General features: G+C 57.1%; 11 protein-coding genes and 1 pseudogene. 11 read left to right on the top strand and 1 reads right to left on the bottom strand.

Going from position 1 to position 13292, the window contains the following annotated elements; all coding sequences use genetic code 11:
* Nucleotides 1–686: 686 nt before the first annotated feature.
* The 10 genes from RO069_RS03875 to RO069_RS03830 all read left to right on the top strand — a co-directional run bounded on the left by RO069_RS03875 (nt 687) and on the right by RO069_RS03830 (nt 12114).
* Nucleotides 687–1133, top strand: coding sequence for a MarR family transcriptional regulator (locus tag RO069_RS03875; protein WP_091855179.1), 447 nt, complete (start codon nt 687–689; stop codon nt 1131–1133).
* Nucleotides 1134–1332: 199 nt separating this feature from the next.
* Nucleotides 1333–2331: a lipid A deacylase LpxR family protein gene (locus tag RO069_RS03870; RefSeq protein ID WP_091855180.1), complete on the top strand. Its 999-nt coding sequence runs from the start codon at nt 1333–1335 to the stop codon at nt 2329–2331.
* Nucleotides 2332–2385: 54 nt separating this feature from the next.
* Entirely contained in the window at nt 2386–3639 is a 1254-nt protein-coding gene (locus RO069_RS03865) for an efflux RND transporter periplasmic adaptor subunit (protein ID WP_091855181.1), read from the top strand.
* Nucleotides 3636–6803, top strand: a complete 3168-nt coding sequence (locus RO069_RS03860) for an efflux RND transporter permease subunit (RefSeq protein WP_091855182.1) — start codon at nt 3636–3638, stop codon at nt 6801–6803. Before RO069_RS03865 ends, RO069_RS03860 begins: the two co-directional genes overlap by 4 nt.
* On the top strand, nt 6793–8226 hold the full coding sequence (locus RO069_RS03855; protein WP_091855183.1) for an efflux transporter outer membrane subunit: 1434 nt from the start codon (nt 6793–6795) through the stop codon (nt 8224–8226). The genes RO069_RS03860 and RO069_RS03855 overlap by 11 nt, the downstream gene beginning before the upstream one ends.
* A complete protein-coding gene (locus tag RO069_RS03850) occupies nt 8210–8677 on the top strand; it encodes a GbsR/MarR family transcriptional regulator (RefSeq protein WP_091855184.1) in 468 nt (155 codons plus the stop codon). Before RO069_RS03855 ends, RO069_RS03850 begins: the two co-directional genes overlap by 17 nt.
* 221 nt (nt 8678–8898) lie before the next feature.
* Nucleotides 8899–9519, top strand: coding sequence for a glutathione S-transferase family protein (locus tag RO069_RS03845; protein WP_091855185.1), 621 nt, complete (start codon nt 8899–8901; stop codon nt 9517–9519).
* Between the two features lie 47 nt (nt 9520–9566).
* The gene (locus tag RO069_RS03840; RefSeq protein WP_091855186.1) at nt 9567–10235 is read left to right on the top strand and encodes a cupin domain-containing protein; all 669 of its coding nucleotides are present in this window, start codon (nt 9567–9569) and stop codon (nt 10233–10235) included.
* Nucleotides 10236–10400: 165 nt separating this feature from the next.
* On the top strand, nt 10401–10970 hold the full coding sequence (locus tag RO069_RS03835; protein WP_328185414.1) for a TetR/AcrR family transcriptional regulator: 570 nt from the start codon (nt 10401–10403) through the stop codon (nt 10968–10970).
* A gap of 61 nt (nt 10971–11031) precedes the next feature.
* Nucleotides 11032–12114 carry an aldo/keto reductase gene (locus tag RO069_RS03830; RefSeq protein ID WP_091855188.1) on the top strand — a complete coding sequence of 361 codons (1083 nt, stop codon included), beginning with the start codon at nt 11032–11034 and terminating at the stop codon, nt 12112–12114.
* Between the two features lie 267 nt (nt 12115–12381).
* Here the strand turns inward: RO069_RS03830 and RO069_RS03825 are convergent, their stop codons facing one another.
* Complete coding sequence (locus tag RO069_RS03825; RefSeq protein WP_091855189.1) at nt 12382–12972, bottom strand: TetR/AcrR family transcriptional regulator; 591 nt, start codon at nt 12970–12972, stop codon at nt 12382–12384.
* Nucleotides 12973–13060: 88 nt separating this feature from the next.
* Between RO069_RS03825 and RO069_RS03820 the strand changes: the two are divergent.
* Nucleotides 13061–13292 (top strand): annotated as a pseudogene (locus tag RO069_RS03820) (hypothetical protein); the annotation flags it as partial.

The raw sequence follows: 13292 nt of genomic DNA, 5'->3' as shown, positions 1-13292 counted from the left end.
GTATGCCCGGTGGTGTGAGAGGACGGGGGAGGTAACTCCCCCTCCTACTCGATGGTAACCTCAGTAGCGGTATCCTTGACCCTTTTCGGCAGAAAAACAACCACGAACAATCGGAACCGTCGCAAGGCAGTAAGGATGCCCCACCGTCCGCAATCACCTCTGCGCGGACACCTTGGCTACCATCGAGGTGGCGGCGCCGTGGAATCAGGAGCTCAAGAAGAAACTCGACGCCCACCACGACTCCGTCGTCTATCTCTGCCACGGGAGCTACTTGTGCTGACCGTACTGATCTCGGGCAGAATATTCGAGATGATAATCGTCTTATATCCGGGCAGGGCAGTCAATCTCGGGTAGCCAAGACTGATTCTTTATGTTATGTCATACTACGATCAGTCCAGATTGAACAGATCAAACAAAGTACGCGATGCGAGCGTCTCATCATTTGCGGCGACCACCGAAAAGTCGGCGGTGTAAAAGGTATATCAGCATCCGCTGGAGGTTTGCTGTCTCTGAAGGAGTGAAAGATTCCATATCGTACCGGAAAGCGGAAGCCGACGAGCTGGCCCTGGGAATCCGCCGGATGATGCAGGTTGCATATTGATCTGGCGAAAACCCGAACGATGTAACTTACGTTCGTCCCACTGATTAGCTTACTATTGCTCAATCGTCAGTAAAAGGACAGTGACATGGACCCGCAAACCCCTCGAGATCAGTTCCCTTTTGCTAATGCCCGGGTAGCAAGACGCTGGCGCAAGTTATTGGACGAGCGCCTGAAAGATCTGAATGTCACCCAGGCGCGCTGGTCTACCATGGTCTACCTGCAGCGCGGTGGTGAAGGGCTTACCCAGCGGGAACTGGCCCACCTGATGGCCATTGAGAACCCGACACTGGTTCGTCTGCTTGACGGCCTCGAGGAACAGGGCCTGATCGAACGCCGGTTCTGCGAACGTGATCGGCGTGCCCGGCGGCTTTATCTTACCAAGGCTGGCGAGCGCTTTATGAGCGACCTGGCTGAGCGGGGTAATTTGTTGCGGGACGAGATGCTTAGAGGCATTGGCGACAAGGAACTGGAAGTCACCCTGCGCGTTTTTGAGCGGGTTATGGAAAACGCCGCCGCGCTGAAAAATACCTGAATCCGTAACTTCGCCGCCTAAAAGGTTCACCGTCAGTGATTGGTTGTGTTACGTTCAGTTCATATTGAACAGACTAAACGAAGGTGCGCGAGAGAGCCTCTCATCCTTTATGGTTGGCTCGTAGTGGGGGGGGATTGTCAGCATCCGGGAGCAAATTCTTTTGTAGCCACTTGAGTCAATTTTGGAGGAGGACTCATCGTTGAAATCTCGTTACTGCAGAAAGCGTTATCGGAGTTTGTGCTCAGGTCTGTTGTTGGGCTTTCTTGTGACATCAGCGTCCGCTGACGGTCTGCTGACTTTGAAAGTGGAAAACGATGCCTTCTCCGCCGGCGGCGATGGTCAATACACCAACGGTGTAGAGGCGATCTGGGCCTTTGAGCCCGCTGATCGACATTGGACCCGCCGCCTTACAGATGTTATTCCAGGCTGGTCTGGCAGTGGTCTTGATGGTGTAACGTACCGGTTTGGTCAACAGATGTATACGCCGGAAGACATAGAGGTTGAAACGCTTATTGAAGATGACCGTCCCTATGCCGGCCTTTTGTTTGGTGGGATTTCGCTCCTGAGCGAGAAGGAACATGGTGTTTTGCGTTTGGCAGATAGCCTGCATATCGACGTGGGCATCGTAGGACCGGCTTCCGGTGCTGAAGTGGTCCAACGAAATTTCCACGATCTTATTGCGGCAGACAAGCCGCGGGGTTGGGACAATCAGCTTGAGAACGAGCCAGTCATCAACTTCGGTTACGAACGTGCCTGGCTTATGCAACAGGATTTCGGTGGGCTGGCCTTTGAATATGGGCCGTCTGCCGGATTTGCGCTCGGCAACCTGTATACCTACGCTTCTGGCGGCCTGGGGGTTCGTTTGGGAGAAGGGCTTGATCGTAGCTTCGGTATTCCGTCAGTCGCACCCGCACAAGGCGGGCAATCCTCTTTTCAGCGGAATCAGGGCTTTAGCTGGTACGTCTTCGCTGCCGTTGAAGGGCGCTATATGGCACACAACCTGCTGCTCGACGGCAACACTTTCGAGGACAGCCACTCCGTTGATAGTCGCGAGTGGGTTGGCGATGCCCAGGTCGGTGCGGCATTGACCTGGGATCGCTGGCAAATCGCTTACACCTACCTGTGGCGCAGCGAAGAATTCAAGGAAAAGGACGGCTTCGATCAGTTTGGATCGATCGTTCTGTCTACCTGGTTATAAGTGAAGGAAGAATTGAACGGTTTTCAGTCTTTTGCCCATTCAGAGGTTAGTTGTATGCAGACAGAAAAGAGTTTGATGGCGCGTCTCCTTGGTGCCCGCATGCTGCCAATGTGGTTGGCGGTTCTTTTGCTGGCTGGTTGTGACAATTCTTCCGGTCAGGCAAAGGCTGAACGGTCTGCACCGCCGCCTCCGGAAGTCGGGGTTGTTGAAATACAGCCACAGCGTGTGAACCTTTCAATGGAACTGCCGGGCCGAACCGCCGCTTACCGTATCTCGGAAGTGAGGCCGCAAGTGACGGGCATCTTGCAGGAGCGCTTGTTTGAACAAGGCACACAGGTCAAGGCAGGTGAGGTCCTCTACCAGATCGACCCCAACCGATACCGTGCTGCCCATCAACGGGCCCAGGCAGAACTGGAGCGCGCACAGGCCGAATTGCGACAGGCTCAGCGGGAGTGGGCACGTACGTCAAACCTGTATGAGAAGAATGCGGTCAGCAAGCGTCAGCGTGATGAGGCGCTGTCGGCCTTGGAGGCAGCCCGGGCGGATGTCTCCCGATCCGAAGCGATGGTCGAAACAGCGGGTATCGAGCTGGCGTATACCGAGGTCAAGGCTCCCATCGCCGGGCGCATTGGCCCGACACTGTACACGGAGGGTGCACTGGTAACCGCCAATCAGCCCCAGGTCCTGGCGCGCGTGGTTCAGCTTGATCCCATGTATGTCGATATTCAGCTACCGGTCGAAAAACTGGCTCGAATTCGGTCGTCTCTGAAGGAGGGCGCGGCTTCTAAGGCCGGCTCAAATGAAGCCGAGACTGTTTTATTGCGCGAAGACGGTACTCCCTATCCGCATAAGGGACGCGTTGACGTTGCGGATGTTACCGTCAACCAAAGCACCAGTTCGGTCACTGTGCGGGCCGTTTTCCCCAATCCTGACGAAGACCTTCTGCCTGGAATGTACGTGCGCGTTCGCCTGAGCGAGGGGGTACGGGAGAACGCCATTCTGGCGCCGCAGCAGGGCGTGAGTCGTAATCCGCAAGGCGAGGCCACGGCGTTGCTGGTCAACCCGGAGGGTGAGGTTGTCGCCCGCCAGTTAGAGGCAGAGCGGGCCATTGGCGCTTTCTGGCTGGTGGAAAAGGGGTTGGAACCGGGGGATCGCCTCATCGTCTCCGGTCTGCAAAAGGTTCGGCCAGGGGCCAAGGTGAAGCCGGTTGCTGCAGATATTCCATTACATCCCACCCAAGACCATCAAGCCAGTGGAAAGGATAGTTCACAGCAAAGCGCCTCCGAAGACGAGGATCCCGCACAATGATTAATTTCTTTATTTCCAGACCCGTTTTTTCCTGGGTTCTGGCCATTGTTGCCATGTTGGCGGGCATCATGGCGATCTTCGTTTTGCCGGTCCAGCGGTATCCCTCCGTGGCGCCGCCGGCGGTTGAAATTCAGGCCAGTTACCCTGGTGCCTCGGCGGACACCGTGTCCAACACGGTGGTTCAGGTGATTGAACAAGAGATGACAGGCATCGACAACCTGCTCTATATGGGGTCGACGGCGGATTCCTCAGGCCAGGCTACGATTACTCTCACCTTTGCGGCGGGCACCGATCCGGACATTGCCCAGGTCCAGGTGCAGAACAAGCTCAAACTGGCGGAACCGCGGCTCCCGGAGGTAGTGCGTCAGCAGGGGATCAGCGTCGAGAAATCCAGTACCAGCTTTCTGATGGTAATGGCATTCGTCTCTACCGACGGTCGCCTCAGCAAACTGGATCTCGCTGACTTCATCAGCTCCGAGTTAGCGGAACCTGTCGGGCGGGTGACCGGCGTCGGCAGCGTTCAGGTTTTCGGCTCTGAATATGCGATGCGGATTTGGCTGGACCCCTCGGCGTTGACCAATTACGGCCTGACTGTTGCCGACGTAAGCGCCGCCATCGAGGCGCAAAACGCCCAGGTCACCGCCGGCCAGCTCGGCGGGCTGCCCGCAGTTGAGGGCCAGCAGCTCAATGCTACGGTTACCGCCCAGACCTTGCTCACCTCAACCGATGAGTTCCGCAACATCCTACTCAAGAGTATGCCTGACGGGTCCCGCGTGCGCCTGGGTGACGTTGCCCGCGTTGAGCTGGGTGGTGGTGCGGTCCAGATTGACACTTTCTACGATGGTGAACCGGCTGCCGGCCTTGGCATCAATCTGGCGCCGGGTGCCAACTCTCTGGCGGTCACAGAGGCTGTTAAAGCGCGGGTTCAGGAGCTCGAGCCATATTTTCCCGAAGGGGTGGAGATTCGGTATCCCTACCAGACGGCGCCCTTCGTAGAGGCCTCCATTGACGCAGTGGTGCAGACCATCATCGAAGCGATCGCACTGGTGGTGCTGGTGATGCTGCTGTTTCTGCAGAGCTGGCGAGCCACCCTGGTGCCGGCGATCGCGATTCCGGTCGTGCTCCTAGGCACCTTTGCGATCATGGCGGCTTTCGGTTTTTCCATCAACATGCTGACCCTGTTTGGTCTGGTGTTGGCGATAGGCCTGCTGGTCGATGACGCCATCGTGGTGGTGGAGAACGTCGAGCGCGTGATGCATGAGGACGGCCTGGGCCCGATGGAGGCGACGCGCAAGTCCATGGGGCAGATAGCCAGCGCTCTGATTGGTATCGGTGTGGTGCTGTCTGCTGTGTTTATCCCGATGGCGTTCTTCCCAGGCTCCACAGGGGCAATCTATCGGCAATTTTCCCTGAGTATTGCTGGTGCCATGGTCCTTTCGGTGCTCGTGGCTCTGATTCTCAGCCCCATGTTGTGCGGTCGGATACTCAAGCCCACACATGAAAGAACCCTGTTGCAAAAACTGTTCGGCTGGTTTGAAACCGGCCTGGCACGATTAACCCGGGGGTATGTCCGGCTGGTTGGCCATACGGCGCGCCACGCATGGATTTACACCTTTGCGTTCTTCGGGATCGTCGGACTGGTCGCGGTTCTCTTTTTGCGGTTGCCAGGAGGATTCCTGCCTGCGGAGGACCAAGGCTTTGTTGTGGTTCAGTACCAGCTGCCTCCCGGTGCAACGCAGCAGCGCACAATCGATACCATTGAGGTTATCGAAGATTACTTTATGGAGCAGGATGAGGTACAGGGCCTCTTCACAATCGCTGGTTTCAGTTTCGCTGGCCGGGCACAGAACGCGGGATTGGCGTTCGTCAATCTCAAGCCATGGAGTGAGCGTGATCCTGAGACGCAAAGCGCCGGCGCCATCATTCAGCGGGCGAACCGGGCGCTTGCCGGGCTAGTTCGTGATGGGCGGGCTTTTGCTTTCAACTTGCCACCGATACCGGCATTGGGGCAGGCCCTGGGTTTTGAGTTGCGTTTACAGGACCGTGGTGCCATCGGGCATGAAGCGCTCATGGCAGCGCAAGGTCAGTTGCTGCAGTTAGCGGCCGAAAGCCCCGTTCTGACGAGTGTGCGTCCCAACGGTCTGGCGGACAACCCCCGTTACAAAGTCGACATCGATCACGAAAAGGCGCAAGCCCTTGGCATAGAGCTTTCCGAGATCAGTCGGCTTCTGTCGGTGACCTGGGGCTCGCAATACGTTAACGATTTTCTCCATGAGGGGCGGGTCAAGCGCGTCTATGTTCAGGGCGATGCCCCTTTCCGGATGCTGCCAGAGGATTTTGAGGCCTGGTATCTGCGATCTGCTGATGGGGAGATGACCCCGCTGAGCGAAGTGACGAACGGGCGTTGGGAATATGGTTCACCGCGTCTTGAGCGTTTCAATGGTGTCCCGTCCCGCCAGATTCAGGGTGAGCCGGCGCCAGGCTACAGTACCGGTGAGGCCATGGCAGAGGTTGAGCGTTTGATCGCGCAACTCCCGGACGGCGTGGCCGGAGCCTGGAGCGGCCTGTCCTATCAGGAGCGTCAGGCCGGTGCCCAGGCACCCCTGCTCTACGCGCTGTCGGTACTGGTGGTGTTTCTGGCGCTCGCCGCGCTCTACGAAAGTTGGACCATCCCCATTTCCGTCATGTTGGCGGTTCCATTGGGCGTACTTGGGGCGGTACTTGCAGCCATGGTGCGGGGCCTCCCTAACGACGTCTTCTTCCAGGTTGGCATTCTTACTACCGTTGGTGTCACTGCCCGCAACGCCATACTTCTGGTGGAATTCGCCCGAGCACTCGAGGATCAGGGAATGAAGCTGATTGAGGCAACCAAGGAAGCGGCGCGAGTGCGCTTGCGGCCGATTCTGATGACATCGGTCGCTTTCAGCATGGGTGTGCTGCCGCTCGCTTTTGCCAGCGGGGCCGGTGCAACCACGCGTATTGCGATAGGTACGGCGGTTCTCGGCGGCATGATTTCGGCAACGATACTGGCGACGTTCTTTATTCCACTGTTCTATGTGGTCGTTCGCCGTATCACGGATTTTCTGAGTGGCACCAGAGACCAGGACGGCTCGGCATCGGCCGCTCCCGAACGTGCAGACGGAGGTGTGGCTGATGACCGTTAAGGTATTGCTGACCACTTTGATGGTGTTGTCACTTGGTGGCTGCTCACTCGCGCCGACTGTTAAGAAGCCCGAGCCGTCGATGCCGGAAAACTGGACGTCCGCACGACTTTCGGCGGACGAGAAACTCCCTCTGGACTGGTGGCGTGGCTATGGTGATCCGGCACTTGTCACGCTTGTTGAGGAGGCGCTTGATGCCAACAACGATCTGCAGCTCGCCGCTGCCCGGGTTGCCGAAGCAAGGGCGCTCCTTACCGGACAGCAGGCAGAACGATACCCACTTCTGGAGGTGGAGGGCTCCGCGGTGCGCCAGGGCCCGAGTGAGGAGTCCGTCAACAGTACTGGTGGTCAACCCTTCAATGATATCCAGGTTGGCGGTGTTCTATCGTACGAGCTGGATCTCTGGGGGCGGCTAGCCAATGCCAGCGAAGCGGCCCGGGCACGGCTGCTGGCCAGCGCCGCGAATCGCGAGGCCGTAAGACTGGCCGTGATTGGTGAGGTGGCCAATGGTTACTTCAATTTGCGAGCCCTTGACCGCCAGATTGAGATCGCGGAACGCACCGTATCGTCCCGCCGCGAATCGGTTGCTTTGCAACGGTCCCTGTTTGAAGGAGGCGAGATTAATGAATTGGCCCTGCGGCAGGCCGAATCCGAGCTTGCCGCTGCAGAATCGGAGCTTCCGAGGCTTCGTGAGCAGCACACCCTTCAGCGAAACGCCTTGGCAGTGCTTCTGGGACGAGAGCCACGACAGATTGTACGGAGTGATATTGCCGTAGCGGATACCATCGGTGATATTGATGTTCCAGCCAGCATTCCTGCCGGCCGGCCGGCGGATCTGATGGTCCGGCGACCCGACATTGCCGCAGCCGAACAGGCGTTGATTGCGGCCAACGCCGAAATCGGTGTTGCCCGGGCGGCGTTCCTGCCCAGGATTTCATTCGAGGGGCTGCTGGGCCTGCGAAGTGCGTCCGGGGGTGACTTGTTCCAGGATTCGGCATCCACGTGGCAGTTGGGCGGCTCGCTGGTCGGCCCGTTGCTGGACTTCGGGCGTTCCGAGGCACTGGTCAATCAGGCGGAGGCGCGTCAACGCCAGGCTCTGATTGCCTATCGTCAGGCCATTCAGGTAGCGTTTCGGGAGGTGCTCGACGCCATGGCCGGGGTGCGTGGTGCCGAAGAGCGCCTGGAAGCGCAGGCCCGGCAGGTAGCAGCACTGCGGAGCACCACTAAACTTGCGCGGTTGCGCTTTGAGGGTGGCGCCTCCAGTTATCTGGAGGTACTGGATGCTGAGCGGAGCCTGTTTACAACCGAACTTGATCTCGTGGAAACGCGGCGCGATCAATTGCAGTCGACGGTTAATTTGTATCGCGCGTTGGGAGGGGGTTGGCAGAGTTCATCGCAATCTTCAGATTATGAAACCACTGACTGAATCAGACAGACGGTTTATTGAACGCCTCGGTCTTCAGGCTCAATCCGAAGGCTTTTCCCGGATTGCCGGCCAAATTTGGGCGACACTTATCGTGTCAGATGAGCCGGTCAGCTCATCGCAGCTTGTGGATACGTTGCGCGTCAGTAAGGCGAGCGTCAGTACGAATACGTGCTTTCTCGAAAGACTCGGTATTGTTGAACGCCGAACCATGCCGGGTGAGCGCCAGGATTTTTTCGCCATGCGTTCCCATCCTTACGCCGCTTTGGTGGAAGGACAGATAAAACGACTCGAGGCCCGAAAGGAGGTGATCGCCGAAGCCAAGGCAACGATCACCAATGAAGAAACGCTTGCCAAGCTGGCTGATCTGGACCAGTACTACACTCTGTATTATGAGAGCTCCAAAGATCTTCTGAAGCAGCTTAGATCTCAAATCCACAAAACTAAAATATGATCAAATCACAGCAGTAATCTCGAGTTTCATTCGGGCTTGAATAAACCGCTGGCTAGAGTCACCCCGACGGTGATACTGCGAGAAGCTCTGGCCCCTTTTCGCTGGTTGGAATGTCTTGTCAGCGGCTCAAACTGAAACAGAAAATCAAATTGCCTCTTGCGCAACTACCTACCAATAGGTAGATTGGGTTCAGTATGCTTAATGACCAACAGAGGTGATCAATGAAAATTTACGAAACCGAAGGCTTTCCCAACCCGCTGCGCGTTCGCATTGCCCTTGCCGAGAAGGGCGCCACCGATAAAGTGGTGTTTGTCCCGGTGGATGTCATGGGTGGTGAACACCGTACCAGTGATTTCAGGGCAAAGAACCCCGATGCCACCGTACCGGTACTGGAGCTTGATGATGGCACCTGCATTGCACAGTGCAACGCCATCACTGAGTACCTGGACGGTGTGTTTGACGGGCCCTCCCTGACGGGCGCCTCGCCTAAAGAGCGTGCGGTTATTGCGATGATGAATATTCGTGCCGAATCCGGTTTGATGAATGCGGTGGGCGCGTATTTCCACCACGCAACCCAGGGCCTGGGGCCCGACCTCGAGACATGGCAATGCCCTGACTGGGGCAATAAGCAGAAAGAGGTCGCTCAGTCCACGATGGCCTATCTCAACGAGGTGCTTGCGGAAAACGAGTTTCTTGCTGGTGACCGTTTCACTGTTGCGGATATCACGGCTTATGCCGGGCTAGTGTTTGCAGAGTTCGCCAAGGTTGACATTCCCGGTCACCTGGATCATCTCCTGGCCTGGCGTGCCCGGGTCGCGGCTCGTCCGTCAATTACCGGCTGATGCCCGGGTCTTTTGGCTTGGCGGACTGATTAACCGGAGGACAGAGCATGGAAATCAATGCAGATTTCACAAAGCCCGTGGTCATTGACACCGACCAGCTTGAGTGGCGCCCTTCACCCATGAAAGGGGTGGAGCGGCGAATGCTGGATCGTATCGGTGGCGAAGTGGCCCGTGCCACCAGTATTGTGCGGTATGCGCCAGGCAGCCGGTTCTCGGCGCACACTCATGACGGTGGTGAGGGATTCATCGTACTTGACGGTGTGTTTCAGGACGAACATGGGGATTATCCTGCGGGAACCTATGTGCGGAATCCGCCAACCACCTCTCATGTACCTGGCTCTGCCGAGGGCTGTACGATTTTTGTCAAGCTCTGGCAGTTCGACCCGGCGGACCGCACCCAGTTCAGCAAAAACATGGAAGCGGAACTGGGTGCTCCGGTGGAGGGCGTTTCCACCTCGCTCCTGCATGAGGACGAGCGTGAAACGGTCACTTACCGCAAGCTTGAGCCCGGTGCTACCCTGACATCAGAGGCGGCCGGCGGGATCGAGATGCTGCTCCTGGACGGCGAAGTCACGGTGAATGATGGTGTGCTGGGCAGGAATGCCTGGCTGCGCCAGCCCGAAGGAGAAGCGTTGTCTGCAACGGCCGGAGCCCGTGGGGCGAAAATCTGGATGAAGACAGGGCACCTTCGGTTTGTCAGGACCCCTGAAGTGTAACCAGCAGGAGCCTGAACATTTCTGGGCTGCCAAAGAGCCAAAAAGGGCTTGATCAGTGGAAGGAATCTCAACCTTCCCCTGATCAAGGTGCCATACTCGGCAACTGCTTGAGTGAACGATGTTAAACATTGACGATTTATGAACCGTGACACAAGAACCACCCTGTTGGACCTCGCAGAGCGCACCGCCCGATCAAGAGGGTTTGACGGATTCAGCTATGCGGATCTCGCGAAGGCCATCGGCATCAGAAAGGCTTCCATTCATTATCATTTTCCGACCAAGGCGGACTTGTCGGAGCGTTTGATCGAGCGGTATCACACCAGCCTGAAAGAGCGGCTGGCTGAAATAGAGGCGGCCTGTTCCAGCGCCGGCGAACGCCTGAGTGCTCTCATCGCTGTGTACCGAAGTGCCCTGCATGACGGCCAGACGGTCTGCCTGTGCGTTGCCTTTTCAATCTGTCGCGAAAGCCTGCCCGAGGCAGTTGTCAACCGGGTGGGTAGCGTTCGGGCAATGGTGCTGGACTGGATCAGGGCAACCTTTGAACTGGGCCTGAGGGATGGGTCAATTTCGTCCATTTCTGATCCCGCACAAGAAGCCTGCGCAATCCTGGCCATGCTGGAAGGCGCCCACCTGGCGGCGCGCACCGCAGAAGATCCCGCTCCGTTTGATGCGTCTACACAACTTTTAAGGGCTCGGTGCCAAAGTGCTTCGGAAGGGAACAACACTGGCGTTTGAATGGCAATGAATGAGATGCGACAGAAATTCGTGACATTAACCTGTTATCAGGAGGTGCAACATGACCACTCACAACTTGCCAAGATTTGATAACAATCCGTTACGCTACAGAGCACTCGGAAACTCGGGCTTGTTCGTCTCCGAACTCTGCCTGGGAACCATGACCTTCGGCGGCGATGAAGACATCTGGGGCCTGATCGGACAATTGCAGCAGGAACAGGCCGACGAACTGGTGAAGATCGCGCTGGAAGCCGGCATCAACTTCATCGATACGGCCAATATCTATGGCTTCGGTGCCAGCGAGCGCATCGTCGGCCAATCCCTGAAAAACCTCGGTGTTCGCCGGGAAGATGTTGTGTTGGCCACCAAGGTGCTTGGGCCCATGGGCGAGGGCCCCAATGCTCGTGGTGCTTCCCGTGGCCACATCATGAGCGAATGCAAGGCGAGTCTGACGCGATTGCAGACCGATTACATTGATCTGTACCAGATCCATGGCTTTGATCCGGCCACCCCGATCGAAGAAACCCTGGAGGCGCTGAACATGCTGGTACAACAGGGTTATGTGCGTTATGTGGGCCTGTCCAACTGGGCCGCCTGGCAGGTCATGAAGGCCATCGGTATCACCCGGGCCCGCAACCTGTGCCCGGTCACGTCTGTGCAGGCGTACTACACCCTGGTGGGGCGCGACCTGGAACGGGAGGTGATCCCCATGCTGGCGTCGGAAAAGGTCGGGTTGATGGTGTGGAGCCCACTGGCCGGCGGTTACCTGTCCGGCAAATACGAGGGTCCGGATGTGTCCGAAGAGAACCGGCGCGCCAAATTCGACTTCCCTCCGGTTAACCGCGAGCGGGGCAAAGAGGTTATCAAGGTCATGCGTGAGGTGGCTGACGGAAAGCAGATTGACGGTGAACCCGTCACCGTGGCCCAGATCGCGCTGGCGTGGCTGCTGCACCAGACGCCTGTGTCCAGTGTTATTGTTGGTGCCAAGCGACCGGATCAGCTGAAAGCGAATATCCGGGCCGCACAGATCCGATTGTCTGATGGCGAGCGTACAGCCCTGGACGAGGTGAGTCGTATCCCGGAGGAGTACCCAGGCTGGATGATGAGTATGATGGCTGGTTACCGGGCGAAAGGTGACGCATAAGTAGTGGTAATGAACCGGCCCAAGTGAATTCCCAAGACTGCTCCGTTCCTGATATTACCGTCGGAGCAGTGATCTGAACGGCGCAAATCAGTGCGCCCTGTTCTTGGAGCAAAAATCGATAAGTCAGGTTCCAGGAGGTGAAGGGGCGTTCCCGTTTTGATGGCCAATCCGGTACCCTCTGGACGCCCCGGACAATAACAATCCGGTTTTGACCAGGTTCTGGCCTATCTAGATGCCCATGGTGCGTTGCGAAGCTCCCCTGCGGAGTCACGGATCCAGGTTAGTTTCAGAGCGCGGCCCAAACTCGGAATCTTGCTCGATCACACCGTTCATGATGACTTTCCAGACAAAATCGCCAACGGATTCGAGTGTATAGGCACCTTTCGGATCAAACCAGGTTGCGACCCAGTTAAGCGCCCCAAGGCTGATCAGGCGAAGCAAGCGGCCATCAACATTCTTCTGAATCACGCCTTGCTCAATCATCGTTTCGAGGATCTCGGCCCAAAGGGACTCATACTGGTCCCGCAAAGCAATAACTTCCTCACGGGCCGCCGGGCCCAGCGACCGCCACTCAAATAAAAGTACGTAAACGGTGTCGGAATCAACTAACAGCGCCCGCAAATGTGCATTGATGCAAAGGCGCAATCGCTGTACGGGCTCGTCCGAGCTGGCGTACGCGGTTTCGACCTCCGCTGTCACCAGGTCAACTCCCCGACGCATCAGCTCCACAAGGAGCGCCTCCTTGGTGCTGTAACGATAGTAAAGGCTCCCGGGTAGCATGTCACAAGCCTCTGCAATCTCCTTGAGTGAGGTCTTGTCGAACCCTTTCTCACGAAAAAGCCGGGCCGCGTTGGACAATACGTTGTCCTAGTGTCCCGTCCGGGTAATTCCTAAGCGAAAATGTGCTATAATTCGAGCTGTTATTCACGAGTTTGGAGACTCTGTTTTGGCCCGGAAACCAGCACCCTTTAATCTTACGGTAAACGATCAACTGGAACTTGAAAGCTGGTTGCGAACAAGCACGCTGAGCCAGAATCTCGTTCATCGAGCACGAATCGTCTTGGCCCTGGATGCCGGTGAAGCCGCCAAAGACGTTGCTGAGCGACTGGAAACCACTACGGCCTGCGTATTCCAGACCAAGGTTGCCACTGATTCCAGACGAAGCCTGCCACCCATTC

It is taken from the genome of Marinobacter sp. OP 3.4, from assembly GCF_036224885.1.
Lineage (GTDB): Bacteria > Pseudomonadota > Gammaproteobacteria > Pseudomonadales > Oleiphilaceae > Marinobacter.
The sequence above is the reverse complement of the archived record's forward strand: the minus strand, read 5'-3'. Positions and strand labels throughout refer to the sequence as shown.